The following is a 24,200-nucleotide window of genomic DNA, read 5'->3' as shown; positions in this document are numbered from 1 at the left end:
AACGAGATGCAGATCAAACTATTCCAACTGCTCTGGCAGATACTCATCTTTGGCCAAATTACCAAAGCGTGTCAGATTCGCGTTAAAGTGTAGCTGCACAGTGCCCGTAGGACCATGCCTTTGCTTAGAAATAATCACTTCAGCTCGGCCTTCGACCTCATTCATCTTTGCTTGCCACTCGAAAAACTCCGGGGTGTTTTCCTGCGGCATCTTACCTTTGAGGTAATATTCTTCCCGATACACAAACAGCACCACGTCAGCATCCTGCTCGATAGACCCTGATTCCCGAAGGTCAGCAAGCTGTGGGCGCTTATCGTCACGCGCTTCCACCTGTCGGGAAAGCTGGGAAAGGGCAATGATGGGCACTTCCAGCTCTTTCGCCAATGCTTTCAAGCTGGTGGTAATCTCGGTCAATTCCTGCACCCGGTTGGCTTGCGACTTGGCAGAAGAGCCGGACAGAAGCTGCAAATAGTCGACGATCAACAGGTCCATGCCTTTTTGACGTTTTAAACGCCGGGCACGGGCTGCCAATTGCGAAATGGCCAAGCCACCAGTGTCATCAATGTAAAGCGGCGCTTTCGCCATGATGTTCGAGGCTTCAACCAGCTTGGAAAACTGGTTTTCATGAATTTTACCGCGCCGAATGTCAGAAGATGAAATCCCCGACTGTTCCGCCAAAATACGAGTGGCCAGCTGTTCAGCACTCATCTCCAAGGAGAAGAAGGCGACCACACCGCCATTGGCGGGCTTGATCGACCCATCGGGCAACACTTCCGGCTCATATGCCTTAGCAATGTTGAACGCGATGTTGGTGGCCAGCGAGGTTTTACCCATCGCAGGACGGGCAGCGAGAATGATCAAGTCAGAACGCTGCAACCCGCCCATCTTTTGGTCCATATCCACAAGACCAGAGGCCAGACCAGATAGCGAACCATCGCGCCGATAGGCTTCCCCCGCCATATGCACGGCTTCACGCAAGGCGGCGCCAAAATCCACAAAGCCACCATCGGAGCGGCCTTTCTCGGCCAGCTCAAATAGCGCTTTTTCAGTATTCTCAATTTGCAGGGCAGGGGGACTATCGAAATCTGCCGTGTAGGCCTCATTCGCCAATGTCTCACCCACCACAATCAGTTTGCGGCGAATGGCCAAATCATAAATGGTTTGCCCATAGTCCGACGCGTTGATGATGGTGGTGGCATCAGCAGCCAAACGCGCCAAATATTGCGTCATGGAAAATTCAGGCGTCAGATCATCTGGCAAGAAGGTTTTGACAGTGATCGGTGTTGCGCGCTTGCCTGTGCGGATAATCTTGGTGCAAACCGAATAAATGTCAGCGTGAACTTGTTCGTAAAAATGTTCGGCCAACAGAAAATCTGACACCCGGTCAAACGCCTCGTTGTTCACAAGGATCGCGCCCAAGAGCGCTTGTTCTGCTTCAACATTGTGTGGCGCCTGCCGATAGTCCTCAGACTGCGCAACGTCGAATTTTTGTGCCGCTTCCATTTCCATACCCCTTAGCCGATTGTCCACATTATGACAATTTTGGCTAGTCTCATTTGTGATCAGTGAGCATTTACTTCAATGCCTGTTTGATCGCCTGTGATCAATGGGGAAAAATGCAATCATACACGAATAATTGCCGATGGTTCTCAACAGGCAACAAAAAAGGCTGGAGCAGAACTCCAGCCTTCAAATTTTTGCGTAAAGAAGATTGCTTATTCAGCTTTTTCTTCTTCAGCGTCATCAGCAGCAGCTTCGGCTTCTTCAGCTGCTTCCTCGGCAGCTTCTTCAGCTTCTGCTTCAATCTCTTCAGGTACTTCGTCGAAGTTCATGACAGTCATGTCTTCGCCCTGTGCCTGACGATCAGCTTCGTCCTGTGAGCGCGCTACGTTAACAGTGATTTCTGAAGTCACTTCAGCGTGCAAAGCCAATGCAACAGTGTGCAAGCCAACAGCTTTAATCGGTGAGTTCAATTCAACCTGTGAACGGCCAACTTTAACATTGTCTTCACCCAAGGTGTCAGCAATGTCACGTGCAGAAACAGAACCGTAAAGCACACCAGTTTCACCAGCCTGACGGATGATGGTGATGGTTTTGCCATTTACTGATTCGGCAACTGCCATCGCAGAATCGCGACGTTCAGCGTTGCGTTTTTCAATTTCTTCACGCTCAGCTTCGAAACGGGCGCGGTTTGCGTTGTTTGCACGCAAAGCTTTGCCTGTGGGCAACAAGAAGTTACGTGCGAAGCCGTCTTTAACAGCTACTTCGTCACCAATGGTGCCCAAACGACCAACGCGTTCAAGAAGGATAACTTTCATTTTTATTCTCCAATGCTGTCCCGCAAATTGCGGTTAGGGGACCGATCCCCAACGTTCGGCGAGCCGAACTTAACTTACGACGTAAGGCAAAAGGCCCAAGAAACGTGCGCGTTTGATTGCGCGAGCCAGCTCACGCTGCTTTTTCGCAGAAACCGCAGTGATACGGCTTGGAACGATTTTGCCACGCTCTGAAACATAGCGCTGCAACAAACGAACATCTTTATAGTCGATCTTTGGAGCGTTTGCGCCAGAGAAAGGACATGTTTTACGACGACGCTGGAAAGGACGACGTGTTTGTGTGCCGGATAGATCACGAATAGCCATGCTCAAATCTCCTTAGAAGCGACGTGGACCGCGACGATCGCTACGATCATCACGTTTTTGCATCATTGGTGAAGGGCCTTCTTCAAGCTCTTCAACGCGAACAGTCATAAAGCGCAACAAATCTTCATTAATGCGCATTTGACGTTCCATTTCAGCAATTGCAGTCGCCGGCGCATCAATGTTCAGCAAAGTGTAGTGTGCTTTGCGGTTTTTGTTGATGCGGAATGTCAATGATTTCAAACCCCAATATTCAGTTTTAGAAACTGAACCACCGTTTGAGGTGACAAGGTCTGTTACAGTTTTGGTAAGCTCTTCCACTTGTGATGTGGAGATATCCTGACGTGCCAGGAAAATATGCTCGTACAATGGCATATTAATCGCCTTTTGTTTGGTTTACACTTTTGTTCATCCGCCGGCGCAAAGCCCCTTTGAAGCCTTCAAAAGGCGCCAAAGAAATCTTACAAAGAGCGGGAACACGGGAGGCCGATGCCGTTCTTAGCATCATCTGCTCGCACAACCATGTGGCAATGAAAAACAGTCCTCCGTTCAGCTCCCGGCCAAACGAACTCGGGCTTCATAAAGCGGCAAACGGTAAAATGCAAGCCTAAAGCGGCGTTTTTGTTGCTATTTAACGCCCCATGATTGCCGCACTTACTCACAGGCGAATTGGCTTTTGACCGAGTTTGTCCTTGCGTCTCATTCTGAGCAAACTATAAACTCCCGACAAAATTATAAGCATAAAGGGGAGTGGCCAGCCTATGTCCACGTCAAATGTACGCCCATTGGAGAATGATGATAAGGAACGCTGGACGGAGCTTTACGCCGCCTATGCGCGCTTTTATAATTCCACCCAAAATGGCGAAATGCGTGAACAAGTCTGGTCTTGGCTGATGGATGAAGCCAACGACCTGCAAGGGCTGGTGGCTATGGACAAAAAAGGGAATGTGGTAGGCATTGCCCATTATCGTCCGTTCCTGCGCCCCTTGGCAGCATCCAAAGGCGCATTTTTGGACGATTTGTTTGTTGACCCGTCGCACCGGGGCTCAGGCGCGGCCGAGGCATTGATCGAAGAGATCAAGAAAGTTGCCGAGGAAAAGGGCTGGTCGATTGTGCGTTGGGTCACCGCCGACAATAATTATCGTGCACGCGCCGTTTATGATCGGCTGGCACGCAAGACTGACTGGCTGACATACGATATACAGCTATAACTCTTTTCGAAATCAAGTGAGGCTTGAAATATGAGTTCAACCGCATTCACCTTCCCCGGACAGGGCAGCCAAGCCGTTGGCATGGGTCAAGAATTGGCCGAGCACTATGATGTGGCCAAGAAGGTTTTTGATGAAGTTGATGACGCGCTTCAAACCAAATTGTCGTCTATCATGTTTGGTGGTCCAGACGATACATTGCGCCTAACTGAAAACGCACAACCTGCCTTGATGGCCGTTTCCATGGCGGTGATCCGCGTGTTGGAAAGCAAAGGTGTGCAAGTGGGCGATGTGGCCAAATATGTTGCCGGACATTCTTTGGGCGAATATTCAGCCCTTTGCGCTGCGGGTGCGTTGTCAATTTCAGATACCGCTCGTTTGCTGCAAGTGCGCGGCCGCGCCATGCAACAGGCCGTGCCTGTGGGCGAGGGCGCAATGGCGGCCATTCTCGGTCTTGAATATGCAGACGTTGAAGAAGTGGTTCAAGCCGCTGCGCAAGGCGCTGTGGTGGACGTGGCTAACGACAATGCACCAGGCCAGATCGTGGTCTCCGGCGCGGCATCAGCGGTGGAGCGTGCTGTTGAAATGGCAAAAGCGAAAGGCGCTAAGCGTGCAATGCTCTTGCCTGTATCAGCACCTTTCCATTGCTCTATGATGGGCCCTGCTGCCGAGGCGATGGAAGCTGCACTGGCCAGCGCTGACGTGAAGGAGCCTGTGGTACCCGTCGTTTCAAACGTATTGGCTGCGCCGATTTCAGACCCAAGCGAAATCAAAAAGCGCTTGGTGGAGCAAGTGTGCGGCAAAGTACGCTGGTCACAATCAGTTAGCTGGATGACAGGCGAGGGCGGGATCGATACGCTTGTGGAGCTGGGCACTGGCAAAGTTCTGACTGGATTGGCCCGCCGCATTAACCGCGACGCCAACGCCTTGGCCATCAATACGCCAGATGACATTGAAAAATATGTCGAGAGCCTTAACTAACACCCGAACCAATAGGGGAAGACTACATGTTTGATTTGAGCGGCAAAAGAGCGCTTGTAACTGGTGCCAGCGGCGGTATTGGCCGCGCCATCGCCGAAAAGCTTGCAGAAGCAGGCGCAACTGTTGGCCTTTCAGGCACACGTGTTAACGTGCTGGAGGAAGTCGCAAGCAGCATCTCTGGCGATACGCATATTTTGCCTTGTAACCTTTCCGACACGGAAAGCGTGGACGCTTTGATTCCTTCCGCTGTGGACGCCATGGGCGGTTTGGACATTCTGGTGAATAATGCCGGCATCACTCGCGACAATATTTTCATGCGCATGAAAGATGAAGAGTGGGATGATGTGATTGCGGTGAACCTAACCGCTGCCTTCCGCTTGTCTCGCGCTGCGGTTAAAGTGATGATGAAGCAGCGCTATGGCCGCATCATCGGCATCACATCTGTTGTGGGCGTCACCGGCAATCCGGGGCAGGGCAACTATGCTGCGTCTAAAGCAGGATTGATTGGTATGTCCAAAGCGATTGCACAAGAAGTGGCAAGCCGAAATGTGACCGTAAACACCATCGCACCGGGCTTTATCGCCTCTGCCATGACGGATGAATTGAACGAAAAACAACGCGAAAGCATTTTGGGCACAATTCCGTCAGGTAGATTGGGTACAGCTGATGAAGTTGCGGCGGGTGCAGTATTCTTGGCCAGCGACGAAGCAAGCTACGTCACGGGCCAAACCATGCATATCAATGGCGGTATGGCCATGATTTAATAGGCATTTGTCTTGCCATGAGAAATTACTTCTCAATATGGTCAAATGTGGAAAAGTATGATAATGCCCCGTCCAACACGGGTCCAAAGACGCCTTAACCTTGATTTTATTCAAGATGAGGTGCATTTAAGCGGACAACCCGCCACATTAAGTGGTGCCGTTGAACTAAATTGAAGACTTTTAGGTGAAGAGGAACCAAATATGAGCGATATTGCAGATCGCGTTCGCAAGATCGTTGTTGAGCATTTGAACGTAGATGCCGACAAAGTGACAGAAAAAGCCAGCTTTATTGATGATCTTGGCGCGGATTCGCTCGATCAGGTTGAACTGGTTATGGCGTTTGAAGAAGAATTCAGCGTAGAAATCCCTGACGATGCTGCTGAATCAATTCAAACATTTGGCGATGCCGTTTCTTTCCTAGAAAAGGCTGTTAAGTAAGACCTAGGGGATTTCCCCTTTAGCAGCCGTAGGACATCTGAAATGAAGTTGCGCAGAGTAGTTGTCACTGGTCTTGGCATTGTGAGCCCATTGGGCGCGAATGTTGAGACTGTCTGGAAAAATATTCTTGACGGAAAAAGCGGAGCCAAAAAGGTAGACGAATTCGATGTGTCAGATTTGGCATGTCAGATTGCCTGCCGTATTCCGCTAGGTGACACCGCAGACGGTAACTTCAATCCAGATGACTGGATGGACGTGAAAGAACAACGAAAGGTTGATCCTTTCATTGTTTACGCCATGGCAGCTGCTGGTCAAGCTCTTCAAGACAGTGGTTTTGAAGCCAAAACAGACGAACAAAAAGAACGGGCCGGTGTTTTAATCGGATCGGGTATTGGCGGCGTAGGGGGCATTTATGATGCTTCTGTAACGCTCGCGGAAAAAGGCCCGCGTCGGATCAGTCCGTTTTTTATCCCAGGTCGCTTGATCAATCTCGCGTCTGGCTATGTTTCAATCCGCCACGGATTGAAAGGACCAAACCACTCTGTTGTCACAGCCTGCTCAACCGGGGCGCACGCCATTGGCGATGCGGCACGGCTGATCGCGCTGGATGATGCAGATATTATGGTCGCTGGTGGCGCTGAATCTCCGGTAAACCGCCTTTCATTGGCTGGGTTTGCTGCGTGTCGCGCCCTTTCAACAGGTTTTAATGACGATCCACAGCGGGCTTCACGCCCCTATGACAAAGACCGCGATGGCTTTGTGATGGGTGAGGGCGCAGGCACCGTCATTTTGGAAGAATATGAACATGCCAAAGCACGCGGCGCCAAAATTTACGGTGAAGTGGTTGGCTATGGTTTGTCTGGCGATGCACACCACATCACAGCGCCTGCCGAAGACGGCAATGGCGGCTATCGCTCTATGCAAGCGGCGATCAAGCGCGCTGGCTTGGACGTAAGCGATATTGATTATGTGAATGCTCACGGCACATCGACCCCATTGGGCGATGAAATTGAACTGGGCGCGGTGACCCGCTTGATGGGCGACCACGCGAAGAACGTGACCATGTCTTCCACCAAATCAGCTGTCGGCCATTTGTTGGGCGCTGCAGGTGCTGTTGAAGCGATTTTCTCAGTTCTTGCCATGCGCGACAACATCGCACCACCTACAATCAATTTGGACAACCCGTCCGTTGAGACCGAAATTGACTTGGTGCCGAATAAAGCCAAGGCGAAAGAAATAAATGTGGCGCTCTCCAACTCGTTTGGTTTTGGCGGCACGAATGCCTCATTGGTGTTTAAAAAGCTGAGCTAGGGCTGCGGTTCCACATCGCGACAAAAAGAGCGGGGAAGAGGATTCTTCGCTCTTGTTTTTGCCCTAATCTTCCATTCAGTATAGCGCCAAAATCAGAATAAGCAGGGTGCCATGTTTGGAAAACGCAAAAACAAAGTTCGTAAAAAACCAAATACATTTGTGCGGATCGCAAATGCGTTCATGTCGCTCGTTATTCTCGGCTTGGTCATCGTCGGCGGCGTGATCTATTTCGGCGTCAACCAATTCAATTCTGACGGACCTATCGAAAGCGAAACAATCTTCGCAGTGCCGCAAGGGGCAGGGGTTTCAACCATCGCCCGTAAACTGCAAGACGAAGGCCTGATTTCCAGTTCTTACATCTTCCGTTTTGGCACCGTCGCCATGGATAAGGACACCGAGCTGAAAGCTGGCGAATTCCGCATCGCCGCCCGGTCCTCCATGCGCGATATCTTGATTGAACTGACCGAAGGCCGTGCCATCCAATATAATGTGACAATCCCTGAAGGTTTCACCTCCTGGCAGATTGTTGAGCGACTTAAAGCAGCTGACTTGCTGACTGGCGAAATCGAAGAGATTCCCGCCGAGGGAGCTTTGTTGCCCAACACATATAATTTCGAACGCGGCGCCACCCGCCAAAGCGTGCTTGAGCAAATGATTGAGGCGCATGATGAAGCGTTGGCCGAGATTTGGGAAAACCGTGACGAAGGCCTGCCAATTGAAACACCGGAAGAACTGGTGATCCTGGCGTCTATCGTCGAAAAAGAAACAGGCTTGGCCGCTGAACGCCCAGAAGTAGCTGGCGTATTCATCAATCGGCTGAACAAAGGCATGCGCCTGCAATCAGACCCAACCATCATCTACGGCATCACCAAGGGTGAGGGCGTTTTGGGGCGTGGTTTGCGTCGGTCCGAGATTGATAAGAAAACAGAATATAACACCTATCAAATCGATGGCTTGCCCGTGGGCCCAATTGCCAACCCAGGCATTGAATCCATGAAGGCCGTGGCCAACCCAGCGGAAACCGAAGCGCTTTACTTTGTAGCTGATGGCACAGGTGGCCATGCATTTGCAAACAGCTACAAAGAGCACCAAGCCAATGTTGCTGCGTGGCGCAAAATTGAAAAAGAACGCCTAGAAGCTGAAGAAAAAGCGGCACAGGAAGAAAAAGAAGCGCTGGAACAGCAGGAAGCGGAAAAGCTGGACGACGACAGCAGCAATCAATAAAACAAGGGCGCAATTTATCGCGCAAAGGAGAGCTGATATGTCCAAACCCATCGCAAGCATGACCGGTTTTGCCCGGGCATCGGGGGGCATTTCGGGCGCGTCCTTCAATCTTGAAATCAAATCCGTAAATGCGCGCGGCCTTGATTTGCGGCTGCGCGTACCGCACGGCATCGACGATTTGGAAAACTTGCTGCGGCAAAAGCTATCCAAGGCGCTGACGCGCGGCGCCGTGCAGGTTAACCTCAACATCACTTATGAACATTTGCAGAGCGAAGTGAGCGTTAATCAGCAAGCGCTGGACACAGTGCTTGCCGCGATGACTGACCTTGCCAGCAAAGTAGAGGCCGATCGCCCCCGCTTGGATGGCATTTTAGGGCTTAAAGGGGTGCTGGAGCTCACCGAAGCCCAGTTGAACGATGAAGACCTTGCCGATTTGAAACAGGCCATTCTGAATGCTGCAGACAATGCCATTGCCGATCTTATTGCTTCGCGCGAAGCGGAGGGGCTCAATGTCCAAGCATTTTTAACCCAACGTCTCGTCGAAATTGCAGAACTGACATTGAAGGCTGAGGAGCATCCTGCCCGCAGCCGTGAAGCCATTTTAGAAAAATTGCAGGGGCAAATCGCCCAATTGCAGGAAGGCGAGAACGGCTTGGCAGAAGATCGCTTGCACGCTGAGGCGCTGATGCTGGCCACCAAAGCCGATATTCGTGAAGAGTTAGACCGCTTGGCCGCGCACGTAGATGCCGCACGTAAGCTGCTCAAAGGTGGTGGCGCGGTGGGACGAAAGCTCGATTTTCTCTCGCAAGAATTCAATCGCGAAGCCAACACATTGTGCTCGAAGAGCAATCATGTGGACTTGACTGCAATTGGCCTTGATTTAAAGGCTGCAATCGACCAATTACGTGAACAAGTTCAAAATATAGAATAGGATTTTCCATGTTTGATCGTCGGGGCTTGATGCTCATCCTTTCATCGCCATCCGGGGCAGGGAAAACCTCGATCTCGCGCACCATTTTGCAGCAGGATCCAAACCTCAAACTATCCATTTCAGTGACCACGCGTCCAAAGCGCGCCAATGAAGTTGATGGCGTGGACTATTTCTTTAAGACCGTCGAGCAATTCGAACAAATGCGCGACAAGGGCGAACTGTTGGAATGGGCCGAAGTGCACGGCAATTTCTACGCGACGCCAAAGGCCGCGATTGAAACAGAACTGGATGCCGGCCGGGATGTGTTGTTTGACATCGACTATCAAGGCGCAATCCAGCTTTACGAAAAATGTCCAGAAGACATTATCGGTGTTTTCATCCTTCCCCCATCAATTGCCGAGCTGAAACATAGGCTGGAGCGCCGCGCAGATGACAGCGAAGAAGTGATCCGCCGCCGCCTGACGACAGCGCAACAAGAGCTGAAGCAATGGGAAAGCTATGACTATATTATCGTCAACCGCGATTTGGAGGAAAGCTGTGCCGCCGTTGCGTCCATCTTGGACTCCGCCCGCATGATGCCGTCACGCCAAAAAGATTTATCCAATTTTGTCAAAGGCTTGCAAAACGAGCTTGATTCAATCTTGTGAGAAGCTCGGATGCGGTGAATTACGATCAGGGTATTCACCATGCGGCAATTTTTACCACTTCACATGTTCACAAGCCTGTACATGAATTAGCTTCCGTGCTAAATATGAATGGCTAACAAAGAGATGTGCAATTTTGAACAATTGGAAATTTTATGCCAATTGGGATGGGTTGCCAGTCCACCATCTTTTTGTATATGCGCTCACGATACTCAATATTAGGCACGAATATTGCTGTGTCCACCCGCTCGTGGTTCGAGCGGGTGTTTTGCATTTTGGGGGGTATTTTTAGCGGTTCGTCTCAACCCAGCGGGCCATTTCTACAAACTGTTCGGTACTCAATTGCTCGGCACGTTCGGTGCCTTTGAGCGACATGTCATCAAACAAAATTGGCAAATCAACATTCAAGCTTTTAAGGCTTTGGCGGAGCATTTTGCGGCGCTGACCAAATGCAGCGCGGGTGACATGTTCCAAAGTGCTTGCCTTAATCTGCTGCGCGTCAGGCTTCGGCACCAAATGCACAATCGCTGAACTCACCTTTGGCGGTGGTGTGAAGGCCCCGGGGCCCACATTCAGCGCCACCTTGGTGTGGCACCGCCATTGCGAAAGGATCGAAAGACGGCCAAACGCTTTACTGCCAACGGGTGCACAAATACGGTCTGCAACTTCCTTTTGAAACATCAATGTCAAACTGTCGAAATAGGGTGGCCAAGGGCCGTCCAACCATCCTGTGAGCAAAGGGGTTGCAATGTTGTAGGGGAGGTTGGCAACAATTTTTGTCGGGCCATCGGCCAACGCGCGATAGTCAATCTCTATCGCATCGCCTGGAATGACTTCCAGTCGATCCGGATAGGCGGCTGCAATCTCTGCCAATGCTGGCAAAGCACGGTCATCGCGCTCAATGGCGATCACCTTTTTGGCACCCGAAGCCAACAATCCGCGTGTTAAACCGCCGGGCCCGGGCCCAACTTCAATTATGGTATGATCTTCAAGCGGTTCTGCAATGCGTGCAATGCGTGCCGTCAAATTGAGATCGAGCAGAAAATTCTGACCCAATTCTTTTTTTGCCCGCAAGCCATGCTGGGCGATCACTTCGCGCAGGGGCGGCAATTCGTCAATTTGGCTCATGTATTTAACCGATCTATCTCATTCACCTAAGCTGAGGGGCTTTTGGGTCATTTCGTCGGCAATGGCAAGGGCCTTCAAAAAACTATTGGGCGAGGCTGTGCCGGTTCCTGCCAGCGAAAGCGCAGTGCCATGATCGGGCGAGGTGCGCACAATTGGCAGCCCTAAAGTGATATTCACGCCGTCGTCAAACCCGATCGCCTTTACGGGGATCAGCGCCTGATCATGATACATGGCAATCATCGCATCATAATTGGACCAAATGTGCGGTGCAAAGGCCGTATCCGCAGGCAATGGCCCTGCTGCTGCGATGCCATCCTCCTGCAATTGCTGTAACGCGGGGGCAATGATATTGATTTCCTCACTGCCCATAGTGCCATCTTCACCCGCATGTGGGTTCAAACCGGTTACACCAATTTGCGGCGTGGGAATGCGAAAGCGATTTTGCAAGTCACGGTGAACAATGCGAATAGTGTCCATGATCAGATCAGGTGTCAGCGTTTCGAAGACTTGCCGCAACGCCATATGAATAGTGACAGGCACCGCACGGTGGTTGCCGTGCGCCAACATCATGATCGGCGTCAGCGGGTTTCCGTTCTTCGCGCAAAGCGCGGCCAGATATTCTGTGTGACCCGGGAAATCAAAGCCTTCTTTGTAGAGATTGGCTTTGTGAATCGGGGCCGTAACCAACCCACGGCACTGGCCCGCAAAAATAGACGCGACACCATCGCGGATAGCATCAATCACCATATTGGCCGCAAGCGGCGACAGCACGCCCGGCTGATCTTCAATGCGGTGGCCGAGATCAAACACTGGCAATGCACGTTCAAAAACCTCAATTGCCTCATCTGGTGTCGTCGCTTCAATCTCAAACTCATATCCCAACCGCTTGGCGCGCGCGGCCAAAAAGGCTGGGTCGCCAAAAACACAAAAAACGGGCAGCTGGCGGGCTACCCGTTCTTGATAGGCTTGCAATATCAGGTCCGGCCCAATGCCCGCAGGCTCTCCAATCGAAACGGCGAGGGGGGCGAGGGCCATATTGATATCCTCGTTAGACTATCGGTTCTCGATATTTGCTTGTTCGCGCAGCTTGGCAAGATAATCGGAAGCTTCGTCCTTAAGCTTTTCGGTGCCCACTTCATTGCGCAATTTGTTTTTCACAAAGGTCAAATCTTCGGCCTGTGTCTTGGCGCAAATGGCCAGCATTTGCACACCGCTCGCAATGGTGCGTGGCTTAGAAATGCCACCAACATTCAGACCAGCCAACTCTTTGGCAACAGGATCTGCCAGCTGTGTAGAGTGACGGCGACCAATTTTGCGCACCGCTGCGTCACGATAAGAAAGGGCCAAAGCCACAGCATTGTCGCAGCCATTAAAGTTACGGCGATATTGGTTCGCCTCGTTGGTGCGCGAACGTGTGGACCCGGTTGTGTTCAAAAACACGATTTCAGTGAGCATGAAATCGAAATTCGTGGCATTGCCAACTTCTTCCCGCGCAGCCAAATCCAATTCGAGGTCAGAAATTTGAACCTTTTTGCGCAGCACATTTGCGACCACACCTTGCCAAGCAATCTGTGCACGAAGTTTGTCTTTAAGTGTTTTAGATTGCACGCCAGCGGCGTTCAAAATCTGTGTCAATTTTGAAGAGCTCAATTTCAAGTTTACCGCAACCTTGGCGTAGGCATCATTCACGGCAGAATCAGGCACGGAGCGCCCAATGCGTTTCATTTCACCGATCATCAACGCTTCATCGATTAGTTCTTCTCGTGCCAAACGAAGACGGTCGTTATTGGATTTGCCTCGCCGCTCAAGCCGCATAAATTTGGCGCGCTGGCTAATATCATGATCAGTGATTGTTGTGCCATTGACCACAACTTTAATCGTGGCCGCAAAGCTAGTCTGGCCAAAACTTGCCAAGCTCAACAGGGCGATAAATATAAGGCTCACGATACGCATATCTGTTCGTTCCTAATTGATTATTTGAAGTCGAATAGCACTAATCGGCAAAGAATGCGGCTATTTTTTGAGTTTGACTAGGGTTTCAACATTAAAAATCATGATCATAGGCGTAATCGCCGATCATTTTCAGCTTTAGCTTAGCCCCAATGGTGTCTTGGGGGTCGAGGGTGTTGGCTGAAGATCGGTTGTAATAGACGGAGCCGCCCAAATAACCGTCATCATAGCTCAAATCACCGCCATAGCTGACAAAGCTCTGATCTGCCAGATCATAGTTTGAATAGACACCAACGCTCCAATAATCATCGATATTGATGCGCACATCGCCACCGACTTCATGCCGATCCTGGGTGGCGCCAGGCGAAACGCTTTGATGGGCGTAGCTGTAAAACGCGCCGGCACTGAAAATATCAGCGCTATATCTGCCCGCAATTGAACCACGTGCAACGCGGCCATTTTGCGGATCAACAAGAGTTTTGGCGCCCAAAGTCACCCCATCCAACGGCGCGCCTTGGATGCCTGCAACGATGTAGGCGGGGGACACGTCAGCACCGCTGCCAAGACCTGTTTGGTTTGGATTAGCCACAGCCATCGCGTTGGTGCCGCCAATTTGGTATGATTGGCCCACCACAATATCAACCCAGCGACCATTGCCGAAATCGGCATTATATTGCGCGCCAATGGCGACGCGGGTACCACTGTCCTGACGGTCTTCACCGGAGAACCGATTGAAACTGAAGAGATTACTGTCATCAAACACAAAGCTCTGGGCATCATCATTGGTGATCCCAGTGTTGGTGGGGCCGCCGCGCGACACAATTTGCAAACGTGGCGCAAAATAATGTTTGGTGCCTGAACTATCAGTGCCGACTAAGGGCCAACTCACATCCAAGGCGGCAATGGGTGTAGCGCTATAAACTAATTCTGCGGCTGGTGCAGCACCATGGGAGCTGCCACCATCATATTGTACAAAATCTCCACGCACGCCCAAATAAGGAGCGATCAGCAAACCGCCGGGGGCGACCCATTGATTTGTCCAGCCTGCTTCAAGCGATAGGTGCGACTTTGCGCCCTCAAAGCCCAAAACATGTTCGGTGCCGCCAACCATTTTGCTGTGATCAGTGTTGCGCTCCAAATGAATGAGCTTACCAGAAAGCCGAACTTCGCCCCAATCATTGGCAAGCTCTTGCACATGATTGGCTTCAATTTTCGGCACGATCAGCGCTTGGCGTGCCTCATTGGTTGCGCCATTTTCACCTAAGCCAACATATTGCTCAATCCGCGCGTCTAGATAGCTGTCATCTTCAAGATAAGTGCCATAAACGCGATTGACGGCATAATCACCTTCGCGATCGCCAACATCATAGTCTTTGAGGAATGAGCGATCAGAAAACAGCGTATAGGCGCCACCAATGGTTAGATGCTCAGTTGGCGTGTAAGTGGTTTTAGCTTGCACAGCACCACGGAAATTTCGGTCGCCCAACTTGCCGGAAAAGGCGGATGGGTTGAACTGATAAATGCCATATCCACTGACCTTAACAGACGTCACCTTTGTGGAATGTGACCAATCCAACTGACCCAGCACGCCTTGGTTGGTGAAGATTGTTGGTGTCAGTGTCAGATTTGTCCGCGGGTCGTGCAGAATAAAGCCCGGATAAGCGATGCCAACACCCAGTTCTTTCGAATAGGAGAGACGTGCTCTAAATATCTCGTCAAAATCGGTGAGCGATGGATCAGGGATCGTTAAATAGGGGATGGTGGCAATGGGAAAGCCGGCGAACACCATGGAAGGGCGCTCGAAATAAATGGTTTTCTCTTCGGTGTTGCGCACAATGCGCACAGCCTTAATGCGCCAACCAATCTCACGGCCATTCTCATCAACGCAGGTGCCACAAGGGGTGATATCCGCATCATTTAGGTCAAGGCTACGATTAGGTTTGATCTCAGCCTCTGCGGCGGAAAGCCAGTAGCCTGCCTCGTCTTGAAAAATCAGATTTTCAAGGAAACCTTGGCGGAAGTCACCAGTAAGGTTGGCTTTGTCTGCGACATAAACAAGACCATCCGGGTCCCGAACAGCCACATCGCCCAACAATTCAACTTCACGCGTGCGCTTATTGTAAACAACACGCTGCGCTCGGATCAGGTAGCCTTCGGCAGACAATTCAACATCGCCTGTGGCGACGATCAAATCCTGCGCAGGCAAAACGGTAAGCGTTTGCGCGGAAACTTTGAGATCACTGCTGGTGGATAGGGCTTGGCCCGCGAAATAATCAGATGGAAGAAGTTGAGTTTGTTGTGCCATAGCTGCTGGCACAAAAGCGCAGGTCGCCAGCAACCCAAGGCCCAGCAACGCAGACTTAAACTTCCCCTTATGCGTGCAATTACGCGTCACGCTCATCCATCTTCCTTCCGCAACAGAACGGTTGTGCCAATCACAATCGCTACAATTGCAGGTCCCCATGCTGCCAACAGTGCATTTATATTGCCAGATTCTCCGGCGCGGTCGGCAAGTTTCGTCAAAATATACACGACAAACCCTAACAAAATTCCGTAAATTATGTGAGTGCCAGACGTGCCCAGCCGTGAATAACCCGATGTAAATGCAAACGCAATTAATAAAGTACCAACAAGAACAATTGGCAAGGCTTCAAGCCGCCGCATTCGCATTTGTGCGGTATATTCGGCTGGGGTTGTGACGGTTTTACCACGCAGTTGCGATTTCAACTCAAAAATCGACATGCGGGAGATCGACCCAACCTGAAGGCGCAACTGCGCGGCGCTAAAATTGGTGGGCAGGGTAAATTGCTCAAATTGTTGAACAGGATTGCCGGGTTCGCTGATGATACCGTCGAAAAAACGCCATTCAAAATTCTCATACCGCGCCTGTTCGGCCACGATTTGACGATTGTCACCATTTTGGCCGCCCAACATAAACACATTGACGCCATTCATGGCATCACCCGTGTTCAGGATTTCATCTGCTTTGATGATATAGCGGCCCCCATCATAGGATTGCTCGAGCCAGCCAGACCGACGATCCAACGTGCCGGTTGCAGACGATTGCGCCTTCACGCGGGCATCAACAATATCGTTGAGGCGAAGAACGAGGGGGTCCAATGCGTAGCTGACGCAAAGCCCGACCAAAATGGCAAAAATGAGGGGGGCACGTAAAATGCCCCAAATCGAAATGCCTGATGCTTTGGCGACAATGAGCTCGCGGTGGTTTTGTAAATCACTAATCGCGATAACGCCGCCAATCACAAACGAAATGGGCAGCAAATCCATGCTCCACACTGCGGCTGTGAGCGCAGCAGAAGAAAGCGTGGTCAAAGGATGCGTCATGATGTTGGTGCCAGCGCCGCTGCCAAACTCAACGATCTCGATGAGCCCAACTAGGGCGAAAAACAGGCTCATCACCATAAGGATGGCTTTGCAAATTTTGATGCTGACATGCAGGCCAATCAGGGTCATGCGGCACCTCGTACGCTCGAGAATTTCGAGAACAAGCCTTGCCGAATTATCATGGGCAGCGCCAGAAGGATTGGCAAAAGCGGTGGCGCATAGATCAGTGGCCAAAGGGCAGGCGACCTGAATATAAACTGTTCTGCGCCAGTGCCGGTGACCTTAACGATCACGGCGATGGTCATCACAACAAAGTCGACGCTGATGCGAGATTTGCTGCGCATTGTGTTGGGGCGTGACACCATGAAAAACGCCAGTAATCCCATGGACAAAATGTAAAGCGCTGACGCGTTGCGCGAATGCAAGTCCACATTGTCGCGTTTGGATAGCTCACCTGCCGATAGCTGCCGCAGAAGTGCTGCGGTGTTGGGCGTGACCGATGCCGCCGATTGGCTGCCCGACAGGTCTGAAAGGGCGAGCGAGTAGGTCTCAAACTCTAACCCTGACATTTTGTGGGTTTCATATGTGTAATATTGAATGGAACCGCGCCGCAGTCGCACCGTGAGAACGCCATCGATTTGAGCCAATTGAGATTCTTCGGCCACAATCGTTTGAGACCGCAGCGGGTCGCGGGTGTCGTAAACAAAAAAGCCAAGGCCAGTTCCATCTGGCGCGCGCTCGCGGATCATCATGGTCAGGCCAGAGCTGATGGACGTAAAACGGCCAGGACGAGATGAGTTGGCCACCAAGTCTGCATTGATCTGATCGCTTTGAAGCGCGACGAAATATCGTGCTGTTGGCACTACAAAATGAGAAAGTGACAGGCCAAGCGATACCGTGATGGCCATAAACAATAGCCAAGAGCGAATGAGCGGCTTAAGGCCCACACCCGCATAAATGGGAAATATCTCTTTAGACAATTGAAGCGCGCGCACTGTGCGTGAAATGCCAAGTGCAACACAAAGAAACAGGACAATGTTGAGGATATCAGGCAGGCTTAAAAAGGATTGATAGACCATAGCGCCGAGGCCTTGGCCCTTATTGGTGACCAAATCCACCGCCCTTAGCAATTGGATCAGCCAGCCCAAAAAGCACAGCAAAAAAGCGATGCCTGCTGCCGCAATAAGATATTTTTTAAGTATGTAGCGAGTCAGCAATCCCATAAGTGAACTTTTGCCACAGCTTGGCGTTTGTCACCACCTAATTATTCTGCTGTGAGACCATAATTTATCCATCAAAATATTTTTACTGTTGGTTGCACTTTCGCGCGAACTGAAGCAATTTAAGTGAAAATCAAATTCTGCGCAGCCGCGCACCACTTCAATAAACTGGGATAGGGACTATGGGTCAAACATTGACAATTGCTATTGCCGAACATGGCAAAGGCACTGGCAAAAATATCGTGATTACCACAAATGCGGATTTCGACCTGACTGCCAATGGCAAAGCCATCTGGGAAAAAACAGGTCTCGACCTGAAGAAACTAGCCGAAGCGGCAAAGTTTAAGGGCAAGAGCGGTTCTTATCTGCCAGTTTTGGCACCGCAAAATACCGATGCTGATTTGCTTTTGGTTGCAGGCACTGATGGCTTGGCCAAAGACAGCCCTAAACACGAATTTGCAGCATTTGGCGGCAAATTGATCGACCAGCTTAGCAGTCGGCCAGGCAACACCACACGGGTGGTGTTGGATGATGAGATTTTTGATGCTGCAAGTGTGGCAGAAGCGGCGGCAGGGCTAAAGCTTAGCCACTACCGCTTCGATAAATATAAAACGAAAAACAAAGATGATGACCGCGCCAGCGAAATCGAAGTCACGCTAGAGACCAGCTACGCCAAAGACGCTGAAGCAGCGCATAAAGACCGTGATTGCGTGACAGAAGGTACAATCTTCGCCCGTGACTTGGTGAACGAGCCCGCCAACATTTTGGGCACATTGGAGTTTGCCGATGCGGTGAACGGACTTGAAAAAGACGGCATGGAAGTTGAGCTTTTAGATGAAGCTCAAATGAAAAAGCTGGGCATGGGCGCGCTATTGGGCGTAGCACAAGGTTCCGTACGTCCCCCACGTTTGGCGATCATGAAATGGAATGGCGGCGCGAAAGATGAAGCACCTGTGGCCTTTGTTGGCAAAGGCGTGGTGTTCGACAGCGGCGGCCTCTCCATTAAGCCAGCAGGTGGCATGGAAGACATGAAGGGCGACATGGGCGGGGCAGGTGCTGTTGCTGGCCTGATGAAAACCATTTCGTTGCGCAAGCCGAAAATCAATGTGATTGGCGTAATTGGCTTGGTCGAAAACATGTTGGATGCTAACGCGCAGCGTCCGGGCGATATCGTCACATCCATGTCTGGCCAAACCATCGAAGTGTTGAACACTGATGCGGAAGGTCGCTTGGTGTTGGCTGATGCGCTTTGGTACACCAAAGAAACCTTTAAACCAAAATTCATGGTCAATCTGGCGACATTGACGGGCGCCAATCTAGTGGCTTTGGGCAACGAACATGCCGGTCTGTTTTCCAATGATGATCGACTGGCTGAACACATCACGGCGGCAGGATTGGAAACCAACGAAAAAGTATGGCGGTTCCCCATGGGCCCAGCCTATGACAAGCTGATCGACAGCAAGAATGCTGACATGAAAAATATTGGCGGCCGTTGGGCTGGCGCGATCACTGCGGCACAATTCTTGAAACGCTTTGTTGGCGAAACCAAATGGGCGCACTTGGACTTGTCCACCGCTATGGGCGCGCCTGCGACAGCAGTAAATAAAAGCTGGGCAACTGGTTTTGGCGTTTATTTGCTCGACCAAATGGTTCGCAATCACTACGAATAGGGTCAAACCTAAAGGAGCAGGCAGCATGACAGAAATTCTGTTCTATCATTTAGAACAAAAGCCGCTTGAAGCGGTGCTGCCTGTTTTGCTTGAAAAGACATTGGAACGGGGCTGGCGTGCCATGGTGCAATGCGCCAACGCCGCGAAAATGCCAGCGCTGGATGAAGCACTATGGACATTTCGGGCCGAGAGCTTTTTGCCGCACATGGTGCTATCTGATCAGGTGGAACTTGAAGAGCTGGCGGAAATGCCGGTTCTGATTGCTGACAATGATGAAAACCCCAACAGCGCCCAAATCCGCTTTTTTGTGGAAGGGGCGGTGCCCGAAAAGGCTGAAGGCTATGAACGTGTTGTGTTTATGTTCAATGGCCATGATCCAGACGCGGTAACCCGCGCCCGGCAAGCCTGGAAAGCCCTGTCAAAGGACCATGAACTGACTTATTGGCAGCAAGAGCCCAATGGCCGTTGGGTGAAAAAGGCGTAACGCCTATTCCTCCGCCAAAATATCCTCGATCACCAGATCAAGAAACAGGTCCGTCAGCTCGTAACACATGACGATTTCTGACTTTTCCGGGTCATAATAGGCGTTTTGCTCATCGCATGATGTGGCGCGGAATGTGGTTTCTTCGGGCAGATTGTCGGCAAAGCGTTGCTGCAATTCTTCCATCATGCCGGACTCTTTGATGAGGGCGGCTGAAAGTTCAGTTTCAGCGTTCGGCTCGTCATAGATAATCTTGGCGGTATAACCTTCACCGCGCATTGGATTGATGAAGGACTCTGTCATCACAGCCCAAGATTGCTCCAACTGCTCATAATCGGCGGCACACAGATCAATCCGGTCTTCATCCAACCCATATTCAGCTGCAAACTCACCGAATGTTTCCATGCTCTGGCCTGCCATGAGGCAAACAATTTGATAGGAGCGCTGGATGTCTAGGCTGTGGCTGTCGTAAAAATCAGCTTCCTCGAAATCTTCGGTGTTGGAAATGTCGGACAGATACCAACCATCGGCCGCGTCGAACAGGATATTGTCATATTCTTCGTCGCGTTCACTGAGCAGGATGACAGAGGCGATATTATCCGCTGCATCTTCTTCCTTGCCCAAAATAGGCAAGCCAAACTGAGCAATCACCAAATGGCCAAACTCGTGATAAAGCACAAAACGTGTATTGTTTTGCGCAAACTCCACCGCTTCATCATATTGTTCGTCAGTGAGATCTTGCGCCAATGCGGGGGCGATTGCCGCCCCCAACAAGATCAATAGGCCCAACACAAAACGTTTCATACTTCCCCCGCTAGAGGCCAAGCTCGTCTTGTGCCTCTTCTAAAGTTGCCAGCTTCTCCAGCCAAAGCTCTTCAACTGTTTCGATATCTTTGGCCAAATCTGCCCGATCTTTGCCCAATTGGACAGCCTTATCCGGATCTTTTTGAAATAAATCAGGGTCTTCCAAAGCCTTGTCGGTTTTGGACAATTCTTGATTCAGTTTTTCAACCTTAGATTCTAACTGTTTGATTTCCTTGCGTAAGGGCGCAAGCTGGGCGCGTTTTTCGGCAGCAATCTTGCGATCTTTTTTCTTGTCCGCAGGGCTGTTGGCCTTGTTCGGCTCTGGCTTGTCGCGCGTGCCGGTGAGGGACCGTTGATAGGTCTCAAGATCATAATCGCACACGGAGATGGTGCCATCTTTGGCAATCCAAAGCTGGTCCACCGTTGCTTCGATCAAATGCCGATCGTGAGAAATGATCAGCACCGCACCTTCATATTCATTGAGCGCCTGCACCAACGCATCGCGACTATCAATGTCCAAATGGTTGGTCGGTTCGTCCAAGATCAAAAGGTTCGGGCCGTTAAAGGTGACCAAGCCCATCAAAAGCCGCGCTTTCTCGCCACCAGAAAGATTTTCTGCCAACGTGTCCATGCGCGAGGTGGTGAGGCCCATTTGGGCAACACGTGCCCTCCGTTTCGCCTCACTGTCATAAGGCATAAGCGGTTCAACATGCTCCAAGGGCGTTTGCTTTGGCTTGAGCATATCCATTTGGTGCTGTGCGAAATGCGCCACCTCAAGCTTACGTGCTTTGGTGAGGCGGCCATCCATCAGCTTCAGTTCACCTGCCAGCAATTTGGCGAAAGTGGACTTACCATTGCCATTGATGCCCACAAGCGCAATGCGATCTTCAGGATCAATGCGGCCACTGATGCGGCTGAGGATTGGCGTACCTTCTTCATATCCGGTTGCCGCCATTTCCATATCGATAATGGGGGCCGAAACAGCACGCTTAGGCTGCGGGAAGGTGAAGGGGGCCACATGTTCGTCGAACAGTGCTTCCACAGGCTTGATCTTCTCAATCCGTTTCAGGCGAGATTGAGCTTGCTTTGCTTTGGTCGCTTTCGCCCGGAACCGATCCACAAAGCTTTGCATATGGGCGATCTGCTCAAGCTGCTTTTCACGCTGCTTGTTGTTGATGTCCATCTGCAAGCGGCGATTTTCCTCAAACTGATCATATGCGCCGCGGTAAAAGCTAAGACCACCGCGCTCCAGATGCACGATGGAATTGACCGCCTTGTTGAGCAAGTCCCGGTCGTGCGAGATCATAAAGACCGTATAGGGATAGTTTGCCAAATAGCGCTCTAGCCACAATGTGCCTTCAAGGTCCAAATAGTTGGTCGGCTCATCGAGCAGCAACAGATCAGGCTTGGAAAACAACACACCCGCGAGCGACACACGCATGCGCCACCCGCCGGATAGATTGGCGCACGGCTCAGATTGTTTGGTTTGGTCAAAGCCCAAACCTTTTAAAATCGAACTGGCCCGCGCTTCGGCAGAATGCGCCTCAATTTCGGCCAAGCGGGTGTGAACCTCGCCAATGCGCATCGGATCGGTCACGGTCTCCGCTTCTTCTAAAAGCTGAAGGCGTTCCTTGTCAGCTTCCAGCACAATATCCATCACGCTATCTTGGGTGGCAGGCGCTTCCTGCGCCACAGAACCCATTTTTGCGCGGTGATGAATTTCAATATCGCCAGAATCTGTGGGAATTTCGCCTTTTAACAAGCGGAAGAGAGTGGTTTTGCCCGAGCCATTGCGGCCCACAAAACCGGCTTTCGAGCCAGCGGGCAGGGTGAGACTCGCATTTTCAAACAGCGAGCGACCTTCAATAGAGTAATTTAAATTCGTAATTTTCAGCATGATTTCAGCAGCTTTCGAACGGCCTAATTTTGTTCATTATTCGAGATTAGTTTGAAAAGCACACGCCAAACGGAGGCGCAAAAATGCGCGTCACCAACATTTGGGGTGCATTGAAATTTTCAAACAGGTCTTCGAATGAAACTGCCGGAATCCATTATACTGTCTTTGCTTTTGATTTTTGCACAACCCTTAGCTGCGATGGCGCAAACCGTCAACACTGGGCCGCAAAAACCGCATTTTAACACCAAACCATCTTTAGGGCTTACGCGTGAAAATATCCCCATGGTGAAACGCGTGGGCACCGACCAAATCAATTTTGAATATATGTATTTCGCCCCCAATGGTTGCTGGAACTTGGCGGGCCACACGCTAGACGTAGGCCGCTTTGTGGCGGACCTGACCTTCACTGTGCAAATTGAGGGGGGCGTGTGCACCATGGCGATCAAGCCGCTCAATATGGAAGTGTGGTTCGATGGGCCAAAAGATTTGGAGCGCCTGCGCTTTCAAGTGAAGGACCAAGAAGGCCAAGTGATCGAATCCCAAGAATTGCTGATTGAATAGGGGCAAATTGCCCCTGTCATATGCTTGTCACAGCTAAATGATCTTGGTGCTTGTCATATCCCGATAAGGTCTATAAAACGCAGGCCACATCCCACAAAGCAAAATAAGGGTATTTCAATGGCTTTGGAACGTACATTTTCTATCATTAAACCTGATGCCACAAAGCGCAACTTGACTGGCAAAATCATCGCCAAGTTTGAAGAAGCTGGCTTGCGCATCGTTGCATCTAAGCGCATTCACATGACACGCGAGCAGGCTGAAGGCTTCTACGCTGTGCACAAAGAGCGTCCTTTCTTTGGTGAATTGGTTGACTTCATGATTTCTGAGCCAGTTGTTGTGCAGGTGTTGGAAGGCGAAGACGCCATCGCCAAAAACCGCGAAGTTATGGGCGCAACAAACCCAGCAGAAGCTGCTGAAGGCACAATCCGTAAAGAGTTCGCGCTTTCAATCGGCGAAAACTCAGTGCACGGTTCAGACGCACCAGAAACTGCTGCGGAAGAAATCAAATATTTCTTCTCTGACGACGAAATCGTTGGCTAATCGCCATCCATTTCGTGATGAATTTAGGGTCGCTTCGGCGGCCCTTTTTTTATGCGCTGATGGATTGGCCAAACATAAGGCGGTGCCCATCAAGGGTGCGAATGCCAAATTCGCGCATGCCATGCGCCTCATCGCGCAAGGGCTTGATAATCTCCACGCCATTGCCCCCATATTCGGCAAAAAGCGCATCTACATAATCCGCAACAATATAGGCCATATAGGAATGATCGCCCGTCTCGGCCGCGGCCATTTCATCGGGGCAATCGCCCGCCATGATGGTGACATTGTCGCGCACGAAAAAACGCCAGCCCTTATCCTCAATTTCAATCACCTCAAAGCCGAGCTTATCGCGATAAAACAGGCTGGATTTTGCAAGGTCTTTCACCGCAATCACATATCTTGGTTGCTTGAGCATATTCTCTCCTTGCTTATGTGCTGAACTGCACTAAATTGTGCCGCAAATC

General features: G+C 50.9%; 24 protein-coding genes and 1 pseudogene. 12 read left to right on the top strand and 13 right to left on the bottom strand.

The genetic code is table 11. The annotated features are described in order from the left end of the window. Positions 1–18: 18 nt before the first annotated feature. The 4 genes and pseudogenes from ACP15Y_RS03680 to rpsF all read right to left on the bottom strand — a co-directional run. Positions 19–1,509 (bottom strand): replicative DNA helicase, encoded by a 1,491-nt coding sequence (locus ACP15Y_RS03680; RefSeq protein WP_424981644.1) that lies wholly within the window; start codon positions 1,507–1,509, stop codon positions 19–21. 206 nt (positions 1,510–1,715) lie between these two features. Continuing rightward, a complete protein-coding gene (gene rplI / locus ACP15Y_RS03675; RefSeq protein WP_424981643.1) occupies positions 1,716–2,318 on the bottom strand; it encodes a 50S ribosomal protein L9 in 603 nt (200 codons plus the stop codon). Positions 2,319–2,387: 69 nt separating this feature from the next. Continuing rightward, the gene (gene rpsR / locus ACP15Y_RS03670; RefSeq protein WP_255768534.1) at positions 2,388–2,642 is read right to left on the bottom strand and encodes a 30S ribosomal protein S18; all 255 of its coding nucleotides are present in this window, start codon (positions 2,640–2,642) and stop codon (positions 2,388–2,390) included. A gap of 21 nt (positions 2,643–2,663) precedes the next feature. Further along, positions 2,664–3,014, bottom strand: a pseudogene (gene rpsF, locus ACP15Y_RS03665) (30S ribosomal protein S6); the annotation flags it as partial. A 386-nt stretch (positions 3,015–3,400) separates the two neighbouring features. Here rpsF and ACP15Y_RS03660 point away from each other — a divergent pair. From ACP15Y_RS03660 to gmk, 8 genes are all read left to right on the top strand, one after another. Further along, complete coding sequence (locus ACP15Y_RS03660) at positions 3,401–3,850, top strand: N-acetyltransferase family protein (protein ID WP_424981642.1); 450 nt, start codon at positions 3,401–3,403, stop codon at positions 3,848–3,850. Positions 3,851–3,880: 30 nt separating this feature from the next. After that, the gene (gene fabD / locus ACP15Y_RS03655; protein ID WP_424981641.1) at positions 3,881–4,828 is read left to right on the top strand and encodes an ACP S-malonyltransferase; all 948 of its coding nucleotides are present in this window, start codon (positions 3,881–3,883) and stop codon (positions 4,826–4,828) included. A gap of 26 nt (positions 4,829–4,854) precedes the next feature. Continuing rightward, a complete protein-coding gene (gene fabG / locus ACP15Y_RS03650) occupies positions 4,855–5,592 on the top strand; it encodes a 3-oxoacyl-[acyl-carrier-protein] reductase (RefSeq protein ID WP_424981640.1) in 738 nt (245 codons plus the stop codon). 201 nt (positions 5,593–5,793) lie between these two features. After that, on the top strand, positions 5,794–6,030 hold the full coding sequence (locus ACP15Y_RS03645; protein WP_133572318.1) for an acyl carrier protein: 237 nt from the start codon (positions 5,794–5,796) through the stop codon (positions 6,028–6,030). A gap of 48 nt (positions 6,031–6,078) precedes the next feature. Beyond that, positions 6,079–7,341, top strand: coding sequence for a beta-ketoacyl-ACP synthase II (gene fabF / locus ACP15Y_RS03640; RefSeq protein ID WP_424982454.1), 1,263 nt, complete (start codon positions 6,079–6,081; stop codon positions 7,339–7,341). 111 nt (positions 7,342–7,452) lie between these two features. After that, the gene (gene mltG / locus ACP15Y_RS03635) at positions 7,453–8,565 is read left to right on the top strand and encodes an endolytic transglycosylase MltG (RefSeq protein ID WP_424981639.1); all 1,113 of its coding nucleotides are present in this window, start codon (positions 7,453–7,455) and stop codon (positions 8,563–8,565) included. Positions 8,566–8,602: 37 nt separating this feature from the next. Then, entirely contained in the window at positions 8,603–9,496 is an 894-nt protein-coding gene (locus tag ACP15Y_RS03630; RefSeq protein WP_424981638.1) for a YicC/YloC family endoribonuclease, read from the top strand. Between the two features lie 8 nt (positions 9,497–9,504). Beyond that, positions 9,505–10,143 (top strand): guanylate kinase, encoded by a 639-nt coding sequence (gene gmk / locus ACP15Y_RS03625; RefSeq protein WP_424981637.1) that lies wholly within the window; start codon positions 9,505–9,507, stop codon positions 10,141–10,143. Positions 10,144–10,428: 285 nt separating this feature from the next. On the opposite strand, the gene rsmA is transcribed toward gmk, so the two are convergent. The 6 genes from rsmA to ACP15Y_RS03595 all read right to left on the bottom strand — a co-directional run bounded on the left by rsmA (position 10,429) and on the right by ACP15Y_RS03595 (position 17,786). Next, positions 10,429–11,268, bottom strand: coding sequence for a 16S rRNA (adenine(1518)-N(6)/adenine(1519)-N(6))-dimethyltransferase RsmA (gene rsmA / locus ACP15Y_RS03620; RefSeq protein ID WP_424981636.1), 840 nt, complete (start codon positions 11,266–11,268; stop codon positions 10,429–10,431). An 18-nt stretch (positions 11,269–11,286) separates the two neighbouring features. After that, entirely contained in the window at positions 11,287–12,303 is a 1,017-nt protein-coding gene (gene pdxA / locus ACP15Y_RS03615) for a 4-hydroxythreonine-4-phosphate dehydrogenase PdxA (RefSeq protein ID WP_424981635.1), read from the bottom strand. 18 nt (positions 12,304–12,321) lie between these two features. Beyond that, positions 12,322–13,221: a peptidylprolyl isomerase gene (locus ACP15Y_RS03610; RefSeq protein WP_424981634.1), complete on the bottom strand. Its 900-nt coding sequence runs from the start codon at positions 13,219–13,221 to the stop codon at positions 12,322–12,324. A gap of 91 nt (positions 13,222–13,312) precedes the next feature. Next, a complete protein-coding gene (locus ACP15Y_RS03605; protein ID WP_424981633.1) occupies positions 13,313–15,619 on the bottom strand; it encodes an LPS-assembly protein LptD in 2,307 nt (768 codons plus the stop codon). After that, on the bottom strand, positions 15,616–16,692 hold the full coding sequence (locus tag ACP15Y_RS03600; RefSeq protein ID WP_424981632.1) for an LptF/LptG family permease: 1,077 nt from the start codon (positions 16,690–16,692) through the stop codon (positions 15,616–15,618). The genes ACP15Y_RS03605 and ACP15Y_RS03600 overlap by 4 nt, the downstream gene beginning before the upstream one ends. Then, entirely contained in the window at positions 16,689–17,786 is a 1,098-nt protein-coding gene (locus ACP15Y_RS03595) for an LptF/LptG family permease (RefSeq protein ID WP_424981631.1), read from the bottom strand. Before ACP15Y_RS03595 ends, ACP15Y_RS03600 begins: the two co-directional genes overlap by 4 nt. A 179-nt stretch (positions 17,787–17,965) precedes the next feature. Between ACP15Y_RS03595 and ACP15Y_RS03590 the strand changes: the two genes are divergently transcribed. Together ACP15Y_RS03590 and ACP15Y_RS03585 are read left to right on the top strand one after the other, a co-directional pair. Then, positions 17,966–19,453 carry a leucyl aminopeptidase gene (locus ACP15Y_RS03590; RefSeq protein WP_424981630.1) on the top strand — a complete coding sequence of 496 codons (1,488 nt, stop codon included), beginning with the start codon at positions 17,966–17,968 and terminating at the stop codon, positions 19,451–19,453. Positions 19,454–19,478: 25 nt separating this feature from the next. Next, entirely contained in the window at positions 19,479–19,937 is a 459-nt protein-coding gene (locus ACP15Y_RS03585) for a DNA polymerase III subunit chi (protein WP_424981629.1), read from the top strand. 3 nt (positions 19,938–19,940) lie between these two features. Here ACP15Y_RS03585 and ACP15Y_RS03580 read toward each other — a convergent pair whose 3' ends face one another. Both ACP15Y_RS03580 and ACP15Y_RS03575 read right to left on the bottom strand, forming a co-directional pair. Further along, complete coding sequence (locus tag ACP15Y_RS03580) at positions 19,941–20,738, bottom strand: DUF4344 domain-containing metallopeptidase (RefSeq protein WP_424981628.1); 798 nt, start codon at positions 20,736–20,738, stop codon at positions 19,941–19,943. A gap of 10 nt (positions 20,739–20,748) precedes the next feature. After that, the gene (locus ACP15Y_RS03575; protein ID WP_424981627.1) at positions 20,749–22,635 is read right to left on the bottom strand and encodes an ABC-F family ATP-binding cassette domain-containing protein; all 1,887 of its coding nucleotides are present in this window, start codon (positions 22,633–22,635) and stop codon (positions 20,749–20,751) included. Between the two features lie 135 nt (positions 22,636–22,770). On the opposite strand from ACP15Y_RS03575, the gene ACP15Y_RS03570 reads away from it, so the two are divergent. Both ACP15Y_RS03570 and ndk read left to right on the top strand, forming a co-directional pair. After that, positions 22,771–23,196 (top strand): hypothetical protein, encoded by a 426-nt coding sequence (locus tag ACP15Y_RS03570; protein WP_424981626.1) that lies wholly within the window; start codon positions 22,771–22,773, stop codon positions 23,194–23,196. A gap of 117 nt (positions 23,197–23,313) precedes the next feature. Beyond that, positions 23,314–23,736 (top strand): nucleoside-diphosphate kinase, encoded by a 423-nt coding sequence (gene ndk / locus ACP15Y_RS03565; protein ID WP_424981625.1) that lies wholly within the window; start codon positions 23,314–23,316, stop codon positions 23,734–23,736. Between the two features lie 49 nt (positions 23,737–23,785). Here the strand turns inward: ndk and ACP15Y_RS03560 are convergent, their stop codons facing one another. Further along, positions 23,786–24,151, bottom strand: coding sequence for a VOC family protein (locus ACP15Y_RS03560; protein WP_424981624.1), 366 nt, complete (start codon positions 24,149–24,151; stop codon positions 23,786–23,788). Positions 24,152–24,200 lie beyond the last annotated feature (49 nt).

The sequence above is a fragment of the Maritalea sp. S77 genome, assembly GCF_049801075.1.
Lineage (GTDB): Bacteria > Pseudomonadota > Alphaproteobacteria > Rhizobiales > Devosiaceae > Maritalea.
This window is presented reverse-complemented; position numbering and strand designations above follow the sequence as displayed.